Here is a 21,286-nt window from a genome sequence, read left to right on the forward strand (position 1 = left end):
CTCCTAGAAATGGCGACCGCGCAACAAGGGATTCTGGACCTGCTCTCCCCCTATCCTCCGGGATGGGGCGGCGTTCTTCTGGCAGGTGCGCTCTCTACGGTCGCCATCTCCGCCTGCGCCTTCGCTGTCGGCCTGCTGCTTGGCACGGGCGGTGCGCTTGGAAAGCTTTCAGGCAATCCTGTGCTCCGCCTTGTGCTCGATCTCTATACGACAGTCATTCGCGCCGTTCCCGAGCTGATCCTGATCGTCGGGCTCTATTATGCCGGCACCGATGGCCTCAACCGGCTGCTGGCGGCATTCAACCTGCCGCCGGTCGACGTGAACGGTTTCGTTGCCGCCGTCGCAGTTCTCGGCTTCGTGCAGGGCGCCTATATGACCGAGGTGCTGCGCGGCGCGATCCTTGCCATTCCCGTCGGCCAAATCGAGGCCGCCAAGGCTTTCGGCATGGGGCCGGTGCTGCGCTTCCGTCGCGTCCTCTTGCCGGCACTGTTGCCGAATGCGCTGCCCGGCCTTGCCAATCTATGGATGTCGGTCACCAAGGACAGCGCGCTGGTCGCGGTCGTCGGCTATCAGGAACTGGCGCTCGCCACCCGCCTCGCCGGGGCAAGCACCAAACACTACTTCGTCTTTTTTCTTGCCTCGGCTCTTCTCTATCTCGCCATCACACTCGCTTCCAACGTCGTCTTCAAACTGATCGAAGGGCGGGTGCGGCGGGGACAGCCGCGTCTGGCCTGAAGAAAGCGCGCCATGAGTTTCACCTGGATCTCCTCCTATTGGCCGCTTCTTCTGACCGGCGCCTGGCAGACCGTAGCGCTGCTGGTCATTTCCGTGGTCTTCGGCTTCGTCATCGCCATCGGGCTCGCTTTCGCGCAGGTCACCGGCGGCAGGCTGACGCGACTCGCCGCCCGCGGCTACTGCACCTTCTTCCGCGGTACGCCGCTGCTGATCCAGCTTTGGCTCCTCTATTACGGGGTCGGCTCGCTGCTGCCCATGATCCCCGGCATCCGCCAGAGCCTGTTCTGGCCGATCCTGCGCGAGGGGTTTTTCTTCGCTTCCGTCAGCTTCACGCTGAATTATGCGGCCTATGAGGCTGAAGTGCTGCGCGGCGCGCTGCTTGCCGTTCCCAAGGGCGAGCTCGAGGCCGGCCGCGCCTTTGGCCTGTCGCCCTGGAAGCTCACCCGCCGCATCTGGCTGCCGCGCGCCATTCGCATTGCCCTCCCGACCATTGCCGGAGAGATCGTCATGCAGTTGAAGGCGACGCCGCTCGCTTTCACGGTGACGGTGATGGACCTCTATGCCGTCGCCAACAAGGTTCGTCAGGACACGCTGCTCGTCTACGAACCGCTCATCGTCGTCACTCTCTTCTATCTCGCCCTGACTGCCGTGATCGCCCGCATCTTTCGAAGTCTCGAAGCGCAGGTGCCGGTTCGCCGCTAGGCGGAAGCTCGCCATATGTTTTGAAAAGCCCGGCGCCGGTAATGGCGCGACAGCCTGAATGGAGACTACCTCATGAGCACAACGCGAATTCTCGACGGCGGCATGAGCCGCGAGCTTCTGCGGCTGGGCGCCGAACTGAAGCAGCCGGAATGGTCGGCGCTGGCGCTGATGAATTCGCCTGAGGTCGTGCGGAAGGTGCACCAGGAATTCATCGCCGCCGGCTCTGAAATCATCACGACGAACAGCTATGCGCTCGTGCCCTTCCATATCGGCGAAGACCGCTTCCAAGAGGAGGGGCCGGCGCTGATGCGACTTGCAGGTCGTCTGGCGCGCGAGGCCGCCAATGCCGTGACCGGCCGGAAGGTGCACGTCGCCGGATCGCTGCCGCCGATCTTCGGCTCCTACGAGCCTGAGAATTTCCAGCCTTCCCGGGTGCAGGACTATCTCGAGGTGCTGGTCGAAAACCTCGCTCCCTTCGTCGACCTATGGCTCGGTGAGACTTTGAGCCTGATTGCCGAGGGCGAGGCCGTCCGCAAAGCGGTGGCGGCATCGGGCAAGCCCTTGTGGATTTCCTTCACATTGGCGGATGACGAGGCGGCGATCAGGGGCGGCGCGCCGAAACTCCGCTCCGGCGAAAGCGTCGAGGAGGCGGCGTCCTGGGCGGTGTCATCGGGTGCGGCGGCTTTCCTGTTCAATTGCAGCAAGCCCGAGGTTATGCAGGGCGCGGTCGAGACGGCGGCACGGGTGTTCAGGGAGAGGAATGCTCAGATCGAAATCGGTGTCTACGCCAATGCCTTCGAAGGGGAAACAGGCGAGGCAGCCGCCAATGAAGGCCTGCACGATACCCGTGACGACCTGAATGACGACGCCTATTCGCGCTTTGCCTGCTCCTGGGCCGAAGCGGGTGCCACGATCATCGGCGGCTGCTGCGGCATCGGCGCAGCCCATATCCATCGCCTCAGCAGGACGCTTTCCTGCTGAGGTGATATCTTGGCCGCGGGTAATGGTTGCGGTGCCGCCTCCACTCGCGGTTCGGTGTCTCAGGTATATTCCTGTGATCGTGGAGCGAGTCGACTATTCCGCCTTCGACGCCGACTTCTGAAGCTCGAGAAGAAGTTCGATCAGCTTCGGGGCCATCACCCTGATTTCTGAGAGATGCACGGCGCTCAGCCTCGTCAGAAGCTCGTCCGCCTTGTCGGTCAAGGCAAGCGTCTGGCGGCGCCGGTCGGCAGGGTCGGGATGGCGTTCGACCAGCCCCGCATCCGACAGCCGCCCGACAAGCTCGGTCGCCGTGTGAGGCGCGATGATCAGCCGCTCGGCCAACATGCCGATGGTCATCGCTTCGCCGCGTTGTCCCTTGATCGCCAGCAACGCCTGATGCTGCTGGGCAGGCAGGCCTTCCGACTGTGCGGCAGAGGCGCTGAAGTCCATGAATTGGCGAAGTGCGAATCTGAGATCGGCAAGAGCCTCGTAATCCTCCCGTCTCAGCGGCGGCGCGGCTTTCTTCAAACTCGTTCTCCTCTGCCGCAAGTGGCGATCCGTGCGGGAGTTATTTCCGGTCTCGAATAGATGGGCAGGCGTCAGCCGGTCAAGGGAAGCATGTTCAAAAGACATGTTCGTCTTCACGCTTTCATCCGTTGATTTATATCGTAGTACGATATATCCAGGCCTCTCAAGCATACTTATTTCCGCGTAGCAGAGGCTTCCATGGCGCAGCATCAAACCAGCAACCGGCCGCACGACTTTACGGGCGGTCTTTCACGGCGCGAGGCCGGAGATTTCACCACCGACAGGCGGGTCCTCGTCCTGATCGGCATGGCTATCATCATCGGCTCCGCCAGCGCCTTTGCAGCATGGTGCCTCGTCAGCCTTATCGCGCTGGTGGCGAATGTCATCTGGTTCGGCAAGATCGGCATCGAGTCCGCCTCGCTGGCCGGCGTGACGCGTTCATTGTGGGTGGTAATGGTGCCGCCGCTCGGCGGCCTCGTCATCGGGCTGATGGCTCGCTTCGGCTCCGAGAAGATCCGCGGCCACGGCATCCCGGAAGCGATCGAGGCCATCCTGATCGGCGGCAGCCGGATGTCGCCGAAGGTCGCTGTCCTGAAGCCGCTGTCTTCGGCGATCTCGATCGGAACGGGCGGTCCGTTCGGCGCCGAGGGACCGATCATCGTGACCGGTGGCGCGATCGGCTCGCTTTTTGCCCAATTCTTTCACATGAGCGCGGCCGAGCGAAAGACGCTTCTCGTTGCGGGTGCGGCGGCAGGCATGACGGCGATCTTTGGTTCGCCGATCGCCGCGGTCATGCTGGCGGTCGAACTGCTGTTGTTCGAATGGAAGCCGCGCAGCTTTATTCCCGTCGCCGTCGCCGCCTGCGTATCGATCTGCTGGCGCCCGCTGCTGTTCGGCGGCGGTTCGCTGTTCCCGACCCATTTCCAGGTGACCTTGCCTTGGTGGGGGATTTTCGCCTGTGCGGCAATGGGCATCATTACAGGTCTGCAATCCGGCTTGCTGACGACGCTGCTCTACAAGATCGAGGACCTGTTCGAAGCATTGCCGATCCACTGGATGTGGTGGCCTGCGCTTGGCGGTCTCGTCATCGGTCTCGGTGGCCTGATCGAACCGCGGGCGATGGGCGTCGGCTACGATATCATCGACGGGCTGCTCAACAATCGGCTGCTCGCACCGGCTGTGCTGTCGATCCTGCTGGTGAAGACGATCATCTGGCTGTTTGCCCTTTCGTCGGGGACTTCGGGCGGCGTACTCGCTCCCCTTCTCATCTTCGGCGGCGCGCTCGGATGGCTCGTCGGGATCGTCATGCCCGGCAACGATCCCGGCTTCTGGGCGCTGCTCGGAATGGCCGCGATGATGGGCGGAACCATGCGCGCGCCGCTGACGGGGACCTTCTTCGCGATGGAGATCACCGGCGACGTCGGCACCCTCGTTCCCCTGCTCGCGGCAACGGTGGTGGCTTATGCCGTCACGGTGCTGCTGCTGCGCCGCTCCATCCTCACCGAGAAGATCGCGCGCCGCGGCCAGCACATTACCCGCGAATATGGCGTCGATCCGTTCGAGTTGTCCCGAGCCAGGGAGATCATGATCAGCGATGTCGACACGCTTCCTGTCAGCATGACGGTCGGTCAGGTATGCGACTTGTTCGTCTCTCAAGAGAAAACGCACCGAATCTATCCGGTGGTCGATGCTGCGGGCAGGCTGGCCGGCATCGTCTCGCGGGCCGATGCCCTTCTCTGGCAGGGGAAGCCGAACCTCGCTGCCCAGACGCTTGCGGAGAATGTAACCGATGACTCCGTGCCTGTCGGGCATCCGGACGATACGGTCGCCTTCATCGCCGACCTGATGCTGTCGACGGACAGCGGCCGCATTCCGATCGTCGATGCAGCATCGGGCAAGCTGTGCGGCCTGATCGCCCGCAAGGATCTGCTGCGGCTGCGCAGTTCCTATCGGTCGGCGGAACTGGACCGGCGGCCCTATCTGACGGCCGGAGCAAGGAGCAAGCCTTCATAACCGTCTGCGGTCTTTTCCGGGCAATACGCGGCCGAGCATCTTCGGCCCACGTGAGCTAACCAGTGACGGCTGCTTGCCGCTCACCCAGTCTCGGCGTATATAGTCATTATAGTCATTCTGATCAGGAGAATGCGCGATGCAGCCGTCACCGCACGTCGATGAAAGCTGGACCGTTGCCAGTGCGAAGGCGAAGCTTTCCGAGGTCATCGAACGCGCGCAATCCACGCCGCAGACGATTACGCGAAACGGCAAGCCGAGTGTCGTGGTCGTCTCTGCCGAGGAATGGCAGCGGAAGACCGCCCGCAAGGGAACGCTTGCCGAATTTCTGATGCAATCGCCCCTACGCGGCGCCGATCTGGACCTTGAGCGTCAACGCGATGAACCGCGTGACCCGGCGCTGTGAAGCTTTTGCTGGATACCAATATCCTGTCCGAGGTGACTAAGCCGAACCCGGATGCGCGCGTCCTGAAATGGCTGGATAAGCTCGATGAGGATCGCTCCTTCATCAGCATCGTATCGGTAGCAGAGATCCGGCGCGGTGTTGCCCTGATGGACAAGGGGCGCAAACGCGACGCCCTGGCCGAATGGCTTGCCCACGACCTGACGCAACGTTTCGAGCATCGCATCATTCCAGTGGATGAACCGGTTGCCTTAGCCTGCGGAGATCTTATGGGCGATGCAAGACGGAAAGGCCGCGGCCTGTCGTCAATGGACGGCCTGGTCGCGGCGACAGCGATTGCTCATCATCTCAGCCTCGCGACGCGCAATATTACGGATTTCGACGGCTTCGGGATCGAGCTGATCGATCCCTGGGCCGGGTGAAATGTCTTCGGCCTGCAGAACCGATAGAGGCCGCAGCGTTCAGTGCAATCCGAACAGGTTCAGCAGCTCCTCGCGATGGCGAACGAATTCCGGCGCGCTGCGGTCGCGCGGACGCGGCAAATCGATTTCGATCAGGCGCGGCTCGGCTCCCTTCTCCCGCGGCAGGATCAGGATTCGGTCCGCGAGATAGATCGCCTCTTCGAGGTCGTGTGTGACGAGAATGGTCGTTACATCCTCGTCGCGCCAGATCCGTGCGAGCTCCTGCTGCATGCCGATCTTGGTCATGGCGTCGAGCGCCCCGAGCGGTTCGTCGAGCAGCAGAATTTCGGGCTGGACGGCAAGCGCCCGGGCGATGCCGACGCGCTGCGCCATGCCGCCGGAGAGCTGCCGGGGATAGGCCGCTTCGAATTGCTGCAGGCCGACGAGCTTGACATAGCGGCGCGCCCGGTTCCTCGCCTGCTCACGCGACAGGCCTCTCGTTTCCAGGCCGAAAGCAACGTTGTCGAGCACCGTAAGCCAGGGAAGAAGGCGCGGCTCCTGGAAAATCACTGCGCGTTCCGCGCCGACGCCTCGTATTGCCTTGCCGTCGACCAGCACCTCTCCGGTATCGCAATCCTCAAGCCCGGCGAGAACCCTGAGCAGTGTCGTCTTGCCCGAACCGCTGGCGCCGACTATGGCGAGGCTTTCGCCGGAGCGGATATGGAGGTTGATGTCCTTCAGAACCTGTAGGTGGCTGCCGTTCAGCCTATAGGATTTTGAGAGGCGACGGATCGTCACCTCCCCGCGGCGAATGTGCTCGGCGATGCTCATGGCGGTTCCTCAGTTGCTTGCCGGCTTGGCGTCGGCTGAGAAGAGAATGTCCTTTGCCGCCAGTTGGCCTTGCTTCAGCTTGCCTTCGCGCACCAGGACATTGATCCAGAACTGGATGTCGCGCTCGACCGGCAGACCCCCGGCACGCACGCCGTAGCCGCGGAAATACTGCGCAATATCGGGATTCTCGCCACGTTCGGCGAGCGCCTTGGCCAGGATCTTCTTGGTTTCCTCGGGATGCTCGCGGGCATAGTCGAGAGCGCGGGCCGACTGCTCGACGAAAATCTTCGAGGCTTCCGGATGTTGCTTGGTGAAATCACGGCGCAGGACCACGAAGCCGCCCGCAATGTCTCCTAGCACGTCGGTATCGTCGAAAACCGGGCGCAGGCCGCCGTTCTTGAGCGCAGCGCCTTCGAAGGTCGTCTGCCAATAGCCGAAGGCGGCAATGTCGACCTGCTTGGAGCGCAGCACCTGCTCGAGCTGCGGCCCGGGAACGACGACCTGATTGGCGGAGTCGCTCGGCAAGCCGACGGAATGCAGGGCCTCGCGGATGGTATAGTCGAGATGCGCGCCCAGCGTGTTGACCGCGATACTCTTGCCGGCAATGTCCTTGATGCTTTTGATCGGGCTGTCTTCCAACACGTAGAAGGTCGATTGCACCTCGTCATTGATGCCGTTCGACGGATAGGCGGCGACGAAATCATTGCCGCCGATGATCGAATTGAGGACGGCGGAGGTGGCGGCGCTGCCGATCTCGACGTCGCCGGATGCGAGAGCGATGAGAGACGCAGGGCCGCCCTGGGCATAGCCGACATTCTCAAACGTGATGCCGGTGTCTTTGAAATAGCCGAGCTCTTCGGCAAGTTCATGGGCGGCAAGACCGCCCTGGCTGGCGAGGTAGCGCAGCTTCACAGTGTCGGCGGCTGCGGCCGGCGTGGCAAGACCGAGAGCGATCACGGCCGGCAGGAGAAGATTGCGGGGATGGAATGTCATGGAATGTCCTTTCGGAAGAGGAAAATCGGGGGAAGCGGGTTACGTGCTCGGCTGAGACCAGCGGCAGAGACGGCGCTGCAGGAGAACGAGCAGGGCATTCGCGGCAAGCCCCAGAAAGGCGAGCAGCAGGATCGCCGCAAACATCAGCGGGATCTGGAAATTGTACTGGGCGTTCATCACCTGAAAGCCGATGCCCTTATTGGCGCCGATCATCTCGGCAGCGATCAGCAGCAGAAGCGCAGTCGTCGCCGAAAGACGCAGGCCGACGAAAATCGCAGGCACCGATGCCGGCAGGATGACACGGCGGAAGACCGTCAGCGGTCCGGCGCCATAGGTGCGCGCCATCTCAATGAGCTTCGTGTCCACTTCCTTCACGCCGCCGATGGTGGAGAGCAGCACGGGAAACAGTGTCGCCCAGAAGATCACGAAGATCTTGGACGTTTCGCCGAGGCCGAGCAGCAGGATGAAAACCGGATACAGCGCCAGCGCCGAGGTCTGCCGGAAGAGCTGCAGGATCGGGTCGAGCGCCTGTTCGACCAAGCGAAACTGTCCCATGAACAGGCCCAGCGGAATACCGACAAGGACGGCAAAGGCGAAGGCCGTTCCGGATCGCTGCAGGCTGATGGCGATGTCATCGAGCAAGGCGCCATTGGAAAGATTGGTCCACAGCGCCGATAGGATCACATTCAAAGGTGGGAAGACGGCGGGATTGATCCAGCCCCTGGTGCTCGACACCTGCCAGAGCACGAGGAAGCTGATGAGCAGACCGTAGCGCGGCAGAAATGCCGCGAGCACTCCGCGTATATGGGAAGCCAGAGCGGAACTATTACTTTTGCTGCTTTTCAGTCGGCCGAAGCTTCTCGGAAGAGCCTGGTTGATTTCGTAGGCCATGGGTTTCTCCTCACTCCGCTGCCTCAAGGACAGTGCGTCCGGCAGCCCAGCGGTTTGTCGGGAAAGGCAAGCCGAGATTTTCCCGGAGCGTCTTGCCTTCATAGGCAGTGCGGAACAGGCCGCGGCGCTGGAGTTCCGGGATGACGAGATCGACAAAGTCGTCGAGCGCCGTCGGCAGCCAAGGCGGCAAAATGTTGAAGCCGTCGGCCGCTTCGTTCTCGAACCATGTCTGCAGCGTATCGGCGATCTGCTCTGCCGTGCCGACGATGGTGTAGTGGCCGCGGGCCGATGCGATCCACTGATAGAGTTGGCGGATGGTGAAGTTGTTTTCGTCTGCGATCTGGCGGATGAGGGCCTGGCGGCTCTTCATGCCTTCCGTCGGCGGTGCAGGCGGCAGCGGCCCGTCGAGATCATAGCCGTGCAGGTCCAGCGTGCCGCCGGTCAGGCCGTTGAGCAGGCCGATCCCGTCTTCTTCCACAATGAGCGAGGTCAGCCGGTCGTATTTCTCGCGCGCCTCGGCCTCGGTCCGGCCGACGAAGGCGGATACGCCGGGCATGACCAGGATATGATCGGGATTGCGGCCGAGTCCGCGAGCGCGCGCCTTGATATCCCGATAGAACTCCTGGGCGGTTTCGATATTCTGGTGGGCGGTGAAGATGACTTCAGCCGTGGCGGCGGCGAGTCCCCGGCCGTCTTCCGATTGGCCGGCCTGCACGATAACGGGATGGCCCTGCGGCGAGCGCGAAACGTTAAGCGGGCCGCGTACGCTGAAATGCTCGCCACGGTGATCGGTGTCGTGCAGTTTCGCCGGATCGAAGAAGACGCCGGTCTCCTTGTCGCGGATGAACGCGTCATCCTCGAAGCTCTCCCAGAGTTTGCGGACGACGTCGACATGCTCGGCGGCGCGGCGATATCGTTCGGCATGCGGAAGCTGTGTTTCGCGGTTGAAGTTCTGCGCCGTCAGGTCGCCCGTCGTGGTCACCACGTTCCAGCCGGCACGGCCTCCCGAAATCAGATCCAGCGAAGCGAACTTGCGGGCGGTTGTATAGGGCTCCTCGTAGGTGGTCGAGGAGGTCGCTATAAAGCCGAGATGGGTGGTGAGAGGCGCAAGGGCGGAGAACAAGGTGACGGGCTCGAAGCCGGCGACGCGGGCGTTACCGCCTTCACGCGCTCCGCCGAAGCCAACGGCCAATCCATCGGCCAGGAAGTAGGCATCGAAGAGGCCTCGTTCCGCCGTCAGGGCGAGCTGCTTGTGAAACTCGAAACTGGTCGCCCCATCGACCGGCTGGTCGGGATGCCGCCACGATGCAACATGCTGTCCACCGCCGGGAAGAAATGCCCCAAGCCTGATTTTCCGTGTCATTTCGCATCCTCTCCGTTCGTCGTTTGCCGTCGGAATATTAATTACGTACTCTATAAATTTAATAGAGAAACATCATTTCGTAGTTTCGGGGGAAGAGTGAATAGATTTGCGGGATTGGGCTCAAACTGGAAATCAACATCGAAGAGCACAACGAGACATAGCTCGTCCTGCAGCGGCTCTTCGATGTGCACGCGGGCACGCGTGCTAAGATTTAAGGAAGCACGTGGCTCGGCGCGAGTTCCCGCAGGAAGTGTCGCCGGCGATCAATGCGCGTCGTGTACGGGGTATCAGCCCCGTTTCGGCCGAGCCGGGGCATGCTCCAGGCCAGTGGCGGCCTTCTTCAGGCAATCGAGGTAGCGGTCGCGGTTTGCAATGCCGTCGTCGCGCGGCGTGACCAGGCAGAGCGTTGCGGCCGCATGACCCTCCTCGCCCCGCACCGGCACGGCGAAACAATGGGTAAAGCTGTCGACGATGCTGTTGAACGTGAAGAGACCTTCTCGCTCGGCCTGGCGGACCTCGACGATGAAGCTTTGCGGATCGAGCCATTCGCCGTTCGGCAGACGGAAATCTTGCGACGGAATGAAGTTCAGGATTTCCTGATCCGACAGATGCGCGACCAGCAAGCGCCCGGAGGCCGTCCACGGGATCGGCACCGACTGGCCGATATCCGTCGAAATGCGGAACGGCCGCGCGCCTTCGCGCATGCGCACGACCGTATATTTGTTTCCATCCAGCATGCAGAACTGCGCCGTCTCCCGCGTTTCGTCGGCGAGCTGTTCCAGCGCGGCCTCGCATTCGCGGGTGAAATCGAAATGGTTTTCATAGGCGGCGCCGAGGAAATAGAGCTTACGGCCGAGATAGACCCGCCCCTCGCCGCCCGTGAATTCCAGTATGCCGTTGCTCAGCAGAAGGTTGACGAGCTCGTAGACCGATGAGCGCGGCGCGCCGATCTGTGCGGCGATTTCATTCGGCTTCAAGGCCTGCCGCTTCTGGCGCAGGAAATCGAGGATTTCGAAAGCCCGGTCGAGCCCACGGGCCCGCTTGCCGATCGCTTCGTCCTGAATTGCGTCCATTGCTGTCGATCCCAATTTCTGTTCGGCCAAGCTTTTCAAACCCTCCGCCGCATCTGTCAACCGATCCTGTTGTTGCCAGCCGACGAAAATTTTTTTCATCCCCCTTGCGAGGCAAAAAAATCGGCATAAGATCGACGCGTCCGGTATTTAGATCATGTGTACATTATATTGGACAAAAACAGATAGCAAGCGTTAACGCTGCCACACAAAAGGGGATCGACATGAAAAATTCTGAGAACAGCATTTCCGCCTCGCGCCGCCGCCGCCTTCTCGCCGGAGCCGCCGCCGCTGCCACCCTTCTCGTTCTTTCCACCGGCTCGGCCTCGGCTGCCGCCAATTGTATCAAGGGAGACAGGAAGGCGCCCTACACGATCGGCTGGGCGAACATCTATTCGGTGCCGACCTGGATGAAACAGACCGAAGGCACGATCACCGCCGAAGTGGAGGAGTTGAAGAAGGCCGGGCTGGTGAAGGATCTGATGATCACGGATGCGCAGGGCAACGCCCAGACGCAGATCCAGCATATCCAGTCTATGATTGATGCCAATGTCGACGCCATCGTCGTGATCGCCGGTTCCTCCACGGCGCTCGACCGCGTCATCTCGGATGCCTGCGACAAGGGTATCGCGGTGGTGAATTTCGACAGTCTGGTCAATACCGACAAGGTGACGGCGAAGATCAACACCGATTCCAACGAATGGGGCGCGACGGCGGCCAAGTGGATGGTCAGCCAACTCGGCGGCAAGGGCAAGATCATCGTCATGAACGGCCCGGCCGGCATTTCGGTGAGCGACGACCGCCGCAAGGGCGCCCAGCCGGTTCTCGATGCCAATCCCGGCATCCAGGTGATTACCGAAACCAACACGGAGTATAATGTCGCGCCGGCACAGGAAGCGATGACAAGCCTGCTTTTCGCCAATCCGGAAATTGACGGCGTACTGTCGCTCGGCGGCGCCTTGTCGGCCGGTTCCGTCCTCGCCTTCGAGCGTCAGGGCCGCGACCAGGTGCCGACAACAGGCGAAAATGCCCGCCAGTTCCTCGAGCTCTGGAAAGAGAAGGGATTGAAGGGCTGGGCGACGATGCAGCCCAATTGGCTCGGGGCGCTCTCCGTCTATACCGCGGTCCAGGCGCTGCAGGGCAAGGATGTCCCTGCCTTCGTCAAAGTGCCGCTGCCTGTCATCGACGACAGCTCGATCGGCAGCTATCTCTCGCGCGCCGACAAGTTCCCGGCTGACGGCTATATCTACTCGGACTATGACAAGGCACTCTTCGACAAGCTGCTGAGCAAGTAATCCGCGTTGGGGAACGTCGTCATGACGGAAGAAAGCCCCCTGCTGGAAGCCCGGCAGGTGTTCAAGGGGTTTTTCGGCAACCCCGTCTTGAAGGGCGTCGACATCGCCCTTCTGCCGGGCAGGGTTCACGCCCTGCTCGGCGAAAACGGCGCCGGCAAGTCCACGCTGATCAACCTCCTGTCCGGCGCGCTCCAGCCGGACGGCGGGTCAATCCTGATAGACGGCCAACCGGTCGGCCGTTACAGCCCGGCGGCGGCCCGCAAAGCCGGTATCGCCGTGGTTCAGCAGGAGCTGAGCCTGACGGCCAGCCTCTCGATTGCCGAAAATATCGGACTCGGCGCCTTTCCGCGCCGGTTCGGCCTCATCGATTACCGAGCCCTTCACCGCGGCGTGCAGGAGGTGTGCGATATGGTGGGGCTCAGCGAGCCGTTCGACATGCCGGTCGCCGATCTCGCGCTCGGCCGCCGCCAGATGGTAGAGATCGCCAAGGCGCTGTTTCGCAAGCCGCGCGTGCTCATTCTAGACGAGCCTACCTCGTCGCTCTCGGCCCATGAAGCCGGCGTCCTCGCCCGATTGATCGAGACGCTCAAGGGGCGCGGCATGGCACTCCTCTATATTTCCCACCGCCTCAACGAGGTGCAGGCGCTCTGCTCGCATGTTACGGTGCTGAAAGATGGTGGCGTCACTGCAGATCAGTCGCTTTCCGGCATCGACGGCGAAGGGCTGGTGCGTCTCATGGTCGGCCGCGAGCCCGGCGACCTGTTCCCGCCGCGCGGGGCCACCACGCCCGGTGTCATGCGCATCAGCGTCGAAGGCTTTTCCGCTGGCATGGTGCGCGACATCGCCTTCTCCGCCCGCGCCGGCGAGATCGTCGGCATCGGCGGGCTTGTGGGTCAAGGGCAGGAAGATCTGCTGCTTGGCCTCTACGGCGCCATTCCGGCCGCCGCCGCCCGAGCGGAAGTCTCCGGCAAATCGGGCCTGCCCGCCGATGTCGGCGAGGCGAATGCGGCTGGTATCGTCTATGTCCCGGCCGACCGCAAGCATGAGGGGCTGGTGCTGCCGCATTCCATCGCATCCAATCTCATCCTGCCCTCGCTCGGACGGCTTGCCGCCAAGGGCCTTCGCGACCGCCAGGCGGAAACCGGCCTCGTCGCCGATCTCGCGCGCCGGCTGACGATCAAGGGTGATACGGGCCGCCCGGTGCAAGCGCTTTCCGGCGGCAACCAGCAGAAGGTGGCGCTTGCCAAATGGCTGCCGCTCGATCCATCTGTTCTGCTGCTCAACGATCCCACTCGCGGCGTCGACATCGAGACCAAGCGGGAGATCTATCTCATGCTTCGCGCCTTCGCCGCCGAAGGGCGGCTCGTCATCCTCGCCAGTTCCGATACGCCCGAACTCGTGCATCTCTGCGATCGTGTCGTCGTTCTCCGCGAAGGACGCGTCGCGGCGATGCTGTCGCAGGATGAGATCAGCGAAGGAGCGATCGTCGGTGCGGCCATGGGCGTCACGACCACGGCACAGGGAGAGGCGGCATGAACACCAGTTCCTCATCCCGGCTCTATCCCTCGATTCAGATGCGCCGCAATCGCGGCCTCGCCGGCCTCTATCTTGTCGTCGCGGCCTTTCTGATCCTTTATGCGATGCTCTTTCCGGGCATCCTTTCGATCGGCGGCTTCTCGAAGTTCACGCAGAACTGGTTCCCGCTCGCACTCGTCACCATGGCGCAGGCGCTGCTCATGCTGAACGGCGGCATCACGCTGGCGATCGGTCCGCTCGTCAGCCTCGGCGCGGTCATCGCCGCGACGACGATGGAAGGGGCGCTCGGCGTGCCAGGCGGCATTCTCGCGGTCGCCGCCGCCGGCCTTGCGGTCGGCGCCGCCACCGGCGCGATCGTCACCCATCTGAGGCTTCCTGCGATCATCGTCACGCTCGCCGGCTCCTTCATCATCAGCGGCGTCGCACTCATCCTGCTGCCGCGACCCGGTGGCGCAATCCCCGACTGGCTGTCGACGGTGCTGGCCGGCCATACGCCCGTCGCCTTTCTCATGCTCTTGGCGATCCTGGCGCTGTGGAAGCTGTTACTCGCAACGCCGCTCGGCCTCGGCATCTACGCGGCCGGCGACAACCCGGTCGGCGCATTCCGTTCCGGCGTGCCGGTCGAACGCGTGAAGGTCACGGCTTTTGCGCTCTCCGGTCTTCTGGCAGCGCTGACCGGCCTCTTCGTCGCCGCCCAGACCGGCTCCGGAGACCCCGTGATCGGCACACCCTTCACGCTGAACTCGATCGCCGCCGCCGTGCTCGGCGGAGTCGGCTTCCTCGGCGGTAAGGGCACAATGCGCGGTGCGATCAGCGGCAGCCTGCTGCTCTCGGTCATGATCAACGTCATGTTCTTCCTCGGCTTCCCGCCGGTCGCACAATATGTCGCTCAAGGGTTGATCATCGTCGGCGCGGTTGCCGTTCCGGAACTTCTTGGCGCCTGGAGGGCAAGACGATGAACATCATCAGATCAGCATTCCGCAACCCGCCGCTCCTGACCTTTCTTCTGGTGGCGCTCGTCTGGATCGTCGCAAGCTTTACGCTGCGCGGCTTCGGCGCCTACGGCCATTTGCGCTACCTTCTCGAGCTCGCCGCCGTGATCGGCATCGCCGCCGCCGGGCAGACGCTGGTTATTCTGATGGGCGGCATCGACCTTTCCGTCGGCGCGGTCATCACGGTCACGGCGATCCTGCTGCCGCTGATTTCGCCGGCATGGGATCCGACCGGCCTTGCCGGCATCGCGGCAGCCCTTACCATCGCCACCGGAATCGGCCTGGTGAATGGCGCAGGTGCCACCTATCTCCGCGTGCCGCCGATCATCATGACGCTTGCCATGGCGACCTTCCTGCAGGGCCTGCTCGTCATCGTCGCCGGCGGCAGCGCCGTCACCGTCAGCAATCCCGCAGTCATCATGCTTGGGCAGTCGCGGCCGCTCGGCATTCCCTCGGGCATCATTCTGTGGCTCGCCGTCGCGGTTCTCGTCCTCCTGCTCGTCCACCGCATGCCGATCGGCGCCCGTTTCCTTGCCCTTGGAGCGAACCCGCTGGCCGCCCGGCTTTCCGGCGTCAGCGTCACGCGCAACACCCTGATCGCCCATACCCTGTCGGGTTTTTTCGCAGGTCTTGCCGGCATTCTCGTTCTCGGCATGAACCGGCAAGGCTATGTCGGCATCGGCGATCCCTATCTGCTGACCTCGATCGCCGCCGTCGTGCTCGGCGGCACCTCGATCCTCGGCGGGCGCGGCACCTATGCCGGGACCATTCCGGGAGCGATCCTGCTTGTGACGGCGACGGCGCTGATCACCGTCGTCAACGCCTCGCCCGGCTGGCGGTCGATCATGTTCGGCACTCTGATCCTCGCCCTTCTGCTCGTTTCCGGCCGGGAGGCGCGCCGATGACGGGAGGTTACGACGGGCCGGTGATCGACCCGCACCACCATCTCTGGGATCTCGGCCTGCAGCGTCATCCCTGGCTTCAGAAGGCGCGGGTATCAGATGAAGGGATGGTGTTCGGGAGCTTGGCATCGATCCTGCGCGACTATGGCATCGACGATTATCGCGCCGACGCCGCGCGCCAGAACGTGGTTGCGACCGTCCATGTCGAGGCCGGCTGGTCCGTTGCCTACCCGCTGGAGGAGAGCCGTTGGCTGGATGGCCTCGACCGCGGCTCCGGCGTGGCGCACCGTTATGTCGCCGGCATTGCCCTCGACCGGCCGGACGCCCTGCGCCTGATCGAGGCGGAAGCGGAAAATCCCAATGTCGTCGGCATCCGCGATATTCTCAGCTGGCATGCCGATGCAGCGAAGAGTTTTGCGTCGAGTCCGGATCGCATGAGCGATCCTGTCTGGCGGGCGGGGCTTGCGCATGCCACGCGGCTGGGGCTGGTCTTCGACCTGATGCTTTATCCCTGGCAGATGGATGAAGCGCTTGAGCTCGTACAGGCCTTTCCGGAGACGCTTTTCGTCCTCAACCACGGCGGAAGCCCCGTCGACCGGACGCAGGATGGCATGACGCTCTGGCGCCGCGGCCTGCGGGCACTCGGTAAAGAACCCAACATGCGCCTGAAGATTTCCGATCTCGTCGCCTACGACAATAACTGGACGCTTGAAAGCCTGCGGCCGGTGATCGAGCATTGCCTCGATTGTTTCGGGCCTGAACGTTCGATGTTTGCGAGCGATTTTCCGGTCGCAGGTCTGCACGCCTCTTTCGACGAGGTCTATGAGGTTTTCCGTACGGTCGCCTCGCGGCTTTCTCCGGACGACCAGCGCGCCCTGTTCTTCGCCACCGCCAACGATACCTACCGTCTCGGGATCGCCGACCCGGCCGAAGCCGGGAGGGGCTGCCATGTCTGACCTTCATGCTGTGTGGGAAAACGTGCTGATCGATGAGCGGGTGCGGGGCTTTCCGCCGGGTCATCCACCGCTTCCGCTCTCGGAAATCGGCAAACAGGGCTGGAAGCCTTATGACGGCAGGATGGCTCTGCCGCTGATCTCGCTCGACCGGCAGGCCTTCTCTGCCAATGTCGACCTGATGATCGTTTATGTAAAAAGCCACGATGCCGAAATCGCTCCGCATGCCAAGACGCCGATGTCGACGGCGCTCGCGGACGCGCTTGTGACGGCTGGTGCCTGGGGCGCCACGGTCGCCGATATCCGCCAGGCCGCCGTGCTGCTCAAGGCTGGACAACGCCGCCTGATCCTCGCCAACGAGATCGGCGGGGCGGCAGCCGCCCGACGGCTTGCGGCTTTGCTCGGCCGGTATCCTGATGCCGAACTCCACATCTTCGTGGATTCGGTAGCACTCGTCGAAGCGCTCCGGTCGGCGTGGCGAGAGCGTACGGACCTGCCGCCTCTGGGCCTGCTGGTGGAGCTCGGCGCGGGCCGGGCCGGCATCCGCAGCGCCGCTGCCGCTGAGGCAGTTCTCGAGGCAATTCTTGCCGCCGAGACGTCGACCTTCCGGTTGAGCGGCATTGCCGCCTATGAAGGTGCTGCCGCGACCGCCGATGCGGCAGAGACAATTGTTCGCATCGAGGCTCTGATGGCAATGACGGCAGATTTTCTGTCGAAGGTGCGCACCCGCACAGGCCCTGACCGACCGCTTCTTGTGACATCAGGCGGCTCGGTGTTTTTCGATCTCGTGATTGCCGGGCTTTCAGCCGCGGTTGCCGCCGATCCGGCCTGCCGGCTGATCCTGCGAAGCGGCGCCATCTTCTTCCACGATCACGGCGTCTATGAGCGCGGCCTTGCCGGTCTCGATGCGCGCGGCGGCTTCCGTATGGCTGGCGAGACGCTTTCGGCGGCGGCAGGGTTTCGTCCGGCGCTCAGGGTTTGGGCCGAAGTCCTCTCGCGGCCGGAGCCGCGGCTTGCAATCTCAGGCATGGGCATGCGCGACGTGGCCATGGACCAAGGGCTGCCGCGGCCGCTGGCGCTCTATCGCGATGGGGCATATCTCGGCGATCTCAAGGGCGCCGAGGTTTGCCGCCTCAACGATCAGCATGCCTTCGTCGCCCTTGCCGAGGCGAATGACGTCTGTGTCGGCGACGTCATCGAGTTCGGCATCTCGCATCCCTGCACCTGCCTTGACCGGCACGCCATTCTCTATGGCCTCGACCCCGATCACTCGGTGACGGCGGCCTATCTCACAAGCTTCGGCTGAACCTTCCCTTCAAAAGCAAGAAAAGGAAAACCTGCCCATGATCCAGCGTTATCAGAAAGGTTCGCGAATGAGCCAAGCCGTCAGCTATGGCGGTCTCGTCTATATTGCCGGCCAGGTCGCGGAAAATCGCAAGGCTGGGATCGAAGAGCAGACTCGCGATGTGCTCGGCAAGATAGACGCTCTTTTGAAGGAAGCCGGTACGGACCGCTCGCGTCTGATCGCCGTCAATGTTTTCCTGCCGGCAATCGTCGATTTCGAGGCGATGAACGGCGTCTATGACGGCTGGATCGACATCGAAAACCCGCCGGCGCGCGCCTGCACCGAAGCACGCCTCGCCGATCCCGATTTGCGTGTCGAAATGACCGCGATCGCCGCGCTCTGAGGGCGAAGTAACCGCCCGGACTGGAGACATGATGCACAGCGGCATTGTCAATCCGATCGACTTCTCGCGCGAGGGCCGGCAGGCCGGCCACCTCGCCATTCCTTATTCGGTAGACCGTTCGCCCTATTATCAGATCCGCATCCCGGTCCTCCATCTCAGGAATGGCGAGGGCCCGTCTCTGTTGCTGATGGCGGGCAATCACGGTGACGAATACGAGGGTGAACTGCAACTCGGCCGGCTGATGCGGCTGTTGGACGTTACGGAAATAAGCGGCGCCGTCACCATCCTGCCGATGGCGAACCTGCCGGCGGTGATGGCGGCCAAGCGCTGTTCGCCCTTCGACGGAGGCAACCTCAACCGCGCCTTTCCCGGCGATCCTCAGGGATCGCCGACAGCGCGGATGGCGCATTTCCTCGAACGTGAACTCTTTCCGCGCCACGACGTCGTGCTCGACCTGCATTCAGGCGGCACGTCGATGGCGCACCTGCCGTGCGCGCTGATCGAGCGGCAGGCCGATGCCGCCCGCTTCGAGCGGTCCGTGTCGCTGATGCGGGCGCTCGGCGCATCCTATGCCTTCATCGCCGATAACGGGCGGGCGGCACCGACATCGATGGGTGCTGCCGCACGGGCGGGGACAATCGGGCTTTCCGGCGAATTTGGCGGGGGCGGAACCGTGACGCCCGAGACGATGACCTTCACGGCGGCGGCAATCGATCGGCTGCTTTTGACACTCGGCATCGTTGAGCGCCCGGTCCTGTCGCGAGGACCGCTCCTTCAGCCCGGGCCGCTGCAACTGCTTTCGCTATCCCGGCACAGCCAAGGCATCTATGCGAGCCGCAGAGGCTGGTTCGAGCCGGCTGTCGCGCTCGGCGCCACCGTTGCCGCCGGCGATCTGGCGGGATGGTATCATGATCTGGAGCGCCTGGACCAGCCAGAGGAAGAGCTGCGCTTTGTCGAAAGCGGCATTGTCATCTCGCACAGGCTGCACTGCGACAGCCAGGCCGGTGACTGCCTGATCCAGGTCGCCGAATTCACCGCATCCTGAGCCAATCCCCGCGCGCGCTCGCGCTTAACTGATTGCGTCCACCGCGGCCTTGACCCAATCGAGACGCTTTGCCGGAACGAGGCCGTAGTTGTAGAAATTCACCCCATCGGCGCCGGCATCGAGGGCGGCCTTGGCGCGTGCGGCGAGCACCATAGGTCCGCCGACCTCGGGATAGAAGACGCGCAGCCCGACTCCGAGGAACTTTCCCGGCCCCATTGCCGCCCGGCCGGCTCGGATGACATCACCGACGGCCTCCGGCGTCATGTCGTAACAGCAAAGAATCGCCCCGTCGCAGAGCTTGCCGACGGCTGCGAGATCGACGCCGCCGAGCCAGCCGTCCTTCAGGTCAATGAGCACGATACGAGTCGCCGGATCGGCCGCACCCTTGATCTCGCCTATCAGGCTGGTCACCGGCTCGCTGCGCCACGCAAGATAGGCATGGAGATCGGGATGATCCCAGAAGGCATCGATGCCAGCCGCCGGGAAATCCGGGAACTGCCGCTCCGGCACAGCTCGTTCGCAGAGTTCGGCAATGAAGCGCGCCACAGTTCTGCGCGCGCCTCCGACTGGCACGCCGGCCTTTGCGGCGCGCGCGATGCAATGATCGCAGAAGCAGAGCGACAGCAGGAAATCATCTTCGGCATTCAGGCCGACGCCGTCTTTCTCGTGGTGGTATTCATGCGCGAAGCCCATGAAGTTCGGGCTTTCGAGCTCGACCATGTCGGGCCGGTAATTCACCGTGATGTCGCGGACAAGGGTGACGGCATAGTCGCGCGCGGCCGGGCTGGAGGGGCAAAGATTGTAATAGTTGGGATTGCCGAAGGCGTTGCGCGTCACGTGGTCGGGATGCAGCATGCCGAGGCGGCTATTGTGGAGGCAGACCGTCCAGCAGGAGACCTTGAGACCCGTGGTCTCCCGCTCCCTGACGAGCGCTTCGAGCATGTCGCCGCGCTCGGTCACATTCTGGGCCATCAGCGGCCGGATCAGCTTGTCCTGCCACAGGCTTTCATCCGGCCGGAAATAGACCGTCCCGTCTTCGGGGAAGTAGGCCTTCTGCTGCGGGCTGCGCGGCTGGAGGAAGCGGCCGGCATGATAGGAGGTCGCCAGGCTGATTGCCGTGAGACCGGCACGTTGGCGAAGCTCGGTGGCGAGCGGCCGGAGCCCCTGGTCCTGAACGTCCCAGGGGTATGTCCACATGGAAAGATGCATCGCCTGCTCCCGTCAACGCTGTCCGCTTTATAGAACATGTGTCCATAATAGTGTCCAGAGTTCGTCTGCAGAAATCCCCCCAGGCGAGCCAAGCTTATCCAGTCAAGGCGGGCGACGGCATGCAGCCCCCTTGCAAGACGGCGTCTATGTCATCTCAGATGTCGACAACAAGGCCCTTGGCCTTCAGCACCGCTTCCAGTTTGCTGACCTCGATGACCGATTTGCCCGCCTTGTAGTCGGCGATATAACCGGCTTCGGCATCTTCGCGAGCTTGCGACAGCCGAGCGGCTTCCTGGGCATCCTGCCTGCGCACGACCACCAGCCCATCGGCATCGCCGACGATGATGTCGCCGGGATTGATGATTTCGCCGCCGACGATGATCGGATCGTTCACCGCCGCGATGGTTTCCTTGACCGTCCCCTTGATGCAGACGCTGAGCGAGAAGACCGGGAAACCGAGTTCCCGCAATTGCAGCGTGTCACGCACGCCCGTGTCGGTGACGAGACCGCCGATGCCCTTTGCAAGGCAGGCATTGGCAAGGACATCGCCGAAGGAACCGGCCTCTTCGTATTCACCGGCCGAGACGACGATGATGTCGCCCGGCTTTGCATAGTTTATGGCGAGCTGCAGCATAATGTTGTCGCGCGGCGCGCACTTCACCGTGAATGCCGGGCCGCACAATTTCATGCGGTAGTCGACGGGCTTGAGGCGGGAGGAGAGTGCGCCGCGGCGCCCCTGGGCTTCGTGGATGGTCGCC

22 protein-coding genes are annotated in these 21,286 nt (G+C 63.1%); 14 read left to right on the top strand and 8 right to left on the bottom strand.

The features are described from left to right. The first annotated feature begins 9 nt into the window (after window positions 1-9). From ACQ7C1_RS27970 to ACQ7C1_RS27980, 3 genes are all read left to right on the top strand, one after another. Window positions 10-735, top strand: coding sequence for an ABC transporter permease (locus ACQ7C1_RS27970; RefSeq protein WP_430960613.1), 726 nt, complete (start codon window positions 10-12; stop codon window positions 733-735). Between the two features lie 12 nt (window positions 736-747). Continuing rightward, a complete protein-coding gene (locus ACQ7C1_RS27975; protein ID WP_430960614.1) occupies window positions 748-1,437 on the top strand; it encodes an ABC transporter permease in 690 nt (229 codons plus the stop codon). A gap of 72 nt (window positions 1,438-1,509) precedes the next feature. Beyond that, the gene (locus tag ACQ7C1_RS27980; RefSeq protein WP_430960615.1) at window positions 1,510-2,418 is read left to right on the top strand and encodes a homocysteine S-methyltransferase family protein; all 909 of its coding nucleotides are present in this window, start codon (window positions 1,510-1,512) and stop codon (window positions 2,416-2,418) included. A gap of 93 nt (window positions 2,419-2,511) precedes the next feature. Here ACQ7C1_RS27980 and ACQ7C1_RS27985 read toward each other — a convergent pair whose 3' ends face one another. Next, window positions 2,512-2,946: a MarR family winged helix-turn-helix transcriptional regulator gene (locus tag ACQ7C1_RS27985; protein WP_430960616.1), complete on the bottom strand. Its 435-nt coding sequence runs from the start codon at window positions 2,944-2,946 to the stop codon at window positions 2,512-2,514. A gap of 198 nt (window positions 2,947-3,144) precedes the next feature. Here ACQ7C1_RS27985 and ACQ7C1_RS27990 point away from each other — a divergent pair, with 198 nt between their 5' ends. The 3 genes from ACQ7C1_RS27990 (at window position 3,145) to ACQ7C1_RS28000 (ending at window position 5,781) form a co-directional block, all read left to right on the top strand. Next, window positions 3,145-4,959, top strand: coding sequence for a chloride channel protein (locus ACQ7C1_RS27990; RefSeq protein WP_430960617.1), 1,815 nt, complete (start codon window positions 3,145-3,147; stop codon window positions 4,957-4,959). Window positions 4,960-5,095: 136 nt separating this feature from the next. Next, entirely contained in the window at window positions 5,096-5,362 is a 267-nt protein-coding gene (locus tag ACQ7C1_RS27995; protein WP_430960618.1) for a type II toxin-antitoxin system Phd/YefM family antitoxin, read from the top strand. Next, window positions 5,359-5,781, top strand: a complete 423-nt coding sequence (locus ACQ7C1_RS28000) for a type II toxin-antitoxin system VapC family toxin (RefSeq protein ID WP_430960619.1) — start codon at window positions 5,359-5,361, stop codon at window positions 5,779-5,781. The genes ACQ7C1_RS27995 and ACQ7C1_RS28000 overlap by 4 nt, the downstream gene beginning before the upstream one ends. 39 nt (window positions 5,782-5,820) lie before the next feature. On the opposite strand, the gene ACQ7C1_RS28005 is transcribed toward ACQ7C1_RS28000, so the two are convergent. From ACQ7C1_RS28005 to ACQ7C1_RS28025, 5 genes are all read right to left on the bottom strand, one after another. After that, a complete protein-coding gene (locus ACQ7C1_RS28005) occupies window positions 5,821-6,591 on the bottom strand; it encodes an ABC transporter ATP-binding protein (protein WP_430960620.1) in 771 nt (256 codons plus the stop codon). A 9-nt stretch (window positions 6,592-6,600) separates the two neighbouring features. Continuing rightward, window positions 6,601-7,584, bottom strand: a complete 984-nt coding sequence (locus ACQ7C1_RS28010) for an ABC transporter substrate-binding protein (RefSeq protein ID WP_430960621.1) — start codon at window positions 7,582-7,584, stop codon at window positions 6,601-6,603. Between the two features lie 39 nt (window positions 7,585-7,623). Beyond that, window positions 7,624-8,475 carry an ABC transporter permease gene (locus tag ACQ7C1_RS28015; RefSeq protein ID WP_430960622.1) on the bottom strand — a complete coding sequence of 284 codons (852 nt, stop codon included), beginning with the start codon at window positions 8,473-8,475 and terminating at the stop codon, window positions 7,624-7,626. A 10-nt stretch (window positions 8,476-8,485) separates the two neighbouring features. Next, the gene (locus tag ACQ7C1_RS28020; protein ID WP_430960623.1) at window positions 8,486-9,838 is read right to left on the bottom strand and encodes an LLM class flavin-dependent oxidoreductase; all 1,353 of its coding nucleotides are present in this window, start codon (window positions 9,836-9,838) and stop codon (window positions 8,486-8,488) included. 287 nt (window positions 9,839-10,125) lie between these two features. Beyond that, window positions 10,126-10,911, bottom strand: a complete 786-nt coding sequence (locus tag ACQ7C1_RS28025; protein ID WP_285193979.1) for an IclR family transcriptional regulator — start codon at window positions 10,909-10,911, stop codon at window positions 10,126-10,128. A 221-nt stretch (window positions 10,912-11,132) separates the two neighbouring features. Between ACQ7C1_RS28025 and ACQ7C1_RS28030 the strand changes: the two genes are divergently transcribed. Genes ACQ7C1_RS28030 through ACQ7C1_RS28065 form a run of 8 tightly spaced genes read left to right on the top strand, consistent with a single transcriptional unit; the run spans window position 11,133 to window position 19,319 of the window. Beyond that, window positions 11,133-12,203, top strand: a complete 1,071-nt coding sequence (locus tag ACQ7C1_RS28030; RefSeq protein ID WP_430960624.1) for an ABC transporter substrate-binding protein — start codon at window positions 11,133-11,135, stop codon at window positions 12,201-12,203. 21 nt (window positions 12,204-12,224) lie between these two features. Next, the gene (locus ACQ7C1_RS28035) at window positions 12,225-13,739 is read left to right on the top strand and encodes a sugar ABC transporter ATP-binding protein (protein WP_430960625.1); all 1,515 of its coding nucleotides are present in this window, start codon (window positions 12,225-12,227) and stop codon (window positions 13,737-13,739) included. Further along, window positions 13,736-14,698, top strand: a complete 963-nt coding sequence (locus ACQ7C1_RS28040; protein ID WP_430960626.1) for an ABC transporter permease — start codon at window positions 13,736-13,738, stop codon at window positions 14,696-14,698. The genes ACQ7C1_RS28035 and ACQ7C1_RS28040 overlap by 4 nt, the downstream gene beginning before the upstream one ends. Further along, the gene (locus ACQ7C1_RS28045) at window positions 14,695-15,636 is read left to right on the top strand and encodes an ABC transporter permease (protein ID WP_430960627.1); all 942 of its coding nucleotides are present in this window, start codon (window positions 14,695-14,697) and stop codon (window positions 15,634-15,636) included. The genes ACQ7C1_RS28040 and ACQ7C1_RS28045 overlap by 4 nt, the downstream gene beginning before the upstream one ends. Then, on the top strand, window positions 15,633-16,589 hold the full coding sequence (locus tag ACQ7C1_RS28050) for an amidohydrolase family protein (RefSeq protein ID WP_430960628.1): 957 nt from the start codon (window positions 15,633-15,635) through the stop codon (window positions 16,587-16,589). Before ACQ7C1_RS28045 ends, ACQ7C1_RS28050 begins: the two co-directional genes overlap by 4 nt. Continuing rightward, complete coding sequence (locus tag ACQ7C1_RS28055; protein ID WP_430960629.1) at window positions 16,582-17,892, top strand: alanine racemase; 1,311 nt, start codon at window positions 16,582-16,584, stop codon at window positions 17,890-17,892. Before ACQ7C1_RS28050 ends, ACQ7C1_RS28055 begins: the two co-directional genes overlap by 8 nt. Before the next feature lie 37 nt (window positions 17,893-17,929). Next, entirely contained in the window at window positions 17,930-18,274 is a 345-nt protein-coding gene (locus tag ACQ7C1_RS28060) for a RidA family protein (protein WP_088394588.1), read from the top strand. Window positions 18,275-18,305: 31 nt separating this feature from the next. Beyond that, a complete protein-coding gene (locus ACQ7C1_RS28065) occupies window positions 18,306-19,319 on the top strand; it encodes a succinylglutamate desuccinylase/aspartoacylase family protein (protein WP_430960632.1) in 1,014 nt (337 codons plus the stop codon). 24 nt (window positions 19,320-19,343) lie between these two features. Here the strand turns inward: ACQ7C1_RS28065 and ACQ7C1_RS28070 are convergent, their stop codons facing one another. Both ACQ7C1_RS28070 and ACQ7C1_RS28075 read right to left on the bottom strand, forming a co-directional pair. Continuing rightward, a complete protein-coding gene (locus ACQ7C1_RS28070) occupies window positions 19,344-20,528 on the bottom strand; it encodes a hypothetical protein (protein ID WP_430960630.1) in 1,185 nt (394 codons plus the stop codon). 154 nt (window positions 20,529-20,682) lie between these two features. Beyond that, a partial coding sequence (locus ACQ7C1_RS28075; protein WP_430960631.1) for a 4-carboxy-4-hydroxy-2-oxoadipate aldolase/oxaloacetate decarboxylase occupies window positions 20,683-21,286 on the bottom strand: 604 nt, incomplete at its 5' end.

This window comes from Rhizobium sp. Nf11,1 (assembly GCF_050587665.1).
In the GTDB taxonomy this organism is placed as follows: Bacteria; Pseudomonadota; Alphaproteobacteria; order Rhizobiales; family Rhizobiaceae; genus Rhizobium.

Bases quoted from the DNA above. Each gene is read 5' to 3' on its own strand.
- ACQ7C1_RS27970 (WP_430960613.1), top strand. From the start codon at position 10: ATGGCGACCGCGCAACAAGGGATTCTGGACCTGCTCTCCCCCTATCCT.
- ACQ7C1_RS27975 (WP_430960614.1), top strand. From the start codon at position 748: ATGAGTTTCACCTGGATCTCCTCCTATTGGCCGCTTCTTCTGACCGGC.
- ACQ7C1_RS27980 (WP_430960615.1), top strand. From the start codon at position 1,510: ATGAGCACAACGCGAATTCTCGACGGCGGCATGAGCCGCGAGCTTCTG.
- ACQ7C1_RS27990 (WP_430960617.1), top strand. From the start codon at position 3,145: ATGGCGCAGCATCAAACCAGCAACCGGCCGCACGACTTTACGGGCGGT.
- ACQ7C1_RS27995 (WP_430960618.1), top strand. From the start codon at position 5,096: ATGCAGCCGTCACCGCACGTCGATGAAAGCTGGACCGTTGCCAGTGCG.
- ACQ7C1_RS28005 (WP_430960620.1), bottom strand. From the start codon at position 6,591: ATGAGCATCGCCGAGCACATTCGCCGCGGGGAGGTGACGATCCGTCGC.
- ACQ7C1_RS28010 (WP_430960621.1), bottom strand. From the start codon at position 7,584: ATGACATTCCATCCCCGCAATCTTCTCCTGCCGGCCGTGATCGCTCTC.
- ACQ7C1_RS28015 (WP_430960622.1), bottom strand. From the start codon at position 8,475: ATGGCCTACGAAATCAACCAGGCTCTTCCGAGAAGCTTCGGCCGACTG.
- ACQ7C1_RS28020 (WP_430960623.1), bottom strand. From the start codon at position 9,838: ATGACACGGAAAATCAGGCTTGGGGCATTTCTTCCCGGCGGTGGACAG.
- ACQ7C1_RS28025 (WP_285193979.1), bottom strand. From the start codon at position 10,911: ATGGACGCAATTCAGGACGAAGCGATCGGCAAGCGGGCCCGTGGGCTC.
- ACQ7C1_RS28030 (WP_430960624.1), top strand. From the start codon at position 11,133: ATGAAAAATTCTGAGAACAGCATTTCCGCCTCGCGCCGCCGCCGCCTT.
- ACQ7C1_RS28035 (WP_430960625.1), top strand. From the start codon at position 12,225: ATGACGGAAGAAAGCCCCCTGCTGGAAGCCCGGCAGGTGTTCAAGGGG.
- ACQ7C1_RS28040 (WP_430960626.1), top strand. From the start codon at position 13,736: ATGAACACCAGTTCCTCATCCCGGCTCTATCCCTCGATTCAGATGCGC.
- ACQ7C1_RS28045 (WP_430960627.1), top strand. From the start codon at position 14,695: ATGAACATCATCAGATCAGCATTCCGCAACCCGCCGCTCCTGACCTTT.
- ACQ7C1_RS28050 (WP_430960628.1), top strand. From the start codon at position 15,633: ATGACGGGAGGTTACGACGGGCCGGTGATCGACCCGCACCACCATCTC.
- ACQ7C1_RS28055 (WP_430960629.1), top strand. From the start codon at position 16,582: ATGTCTGACCTTCATGCTGTGTGGGAAAACGTGCTGATCGATGAGCGG.
- ACQ7C1_RS28060 (WP_088394588.1), top strand. From the start codon at position 17,930: ATGATCCAGCGTTATCAGAAAGGTTCGCGAATGAGCCAAGCCGTCAGC.
- ACQ7C1_RS28065 (WP_430960632.1), top strand. From the start codon at position 18,306: ATGCACAGCGGCATTGTCAATCCGATCGACTTCTCGCGCGAGGGCCGG.
- ACQ7C1_RS28070 (WP_430960630.1), bottom strand. From the start codon at position 20,528: ATGCATCTTTCCATGTGGACATACCCCTGGGACGTTCAGGACCAGGGG.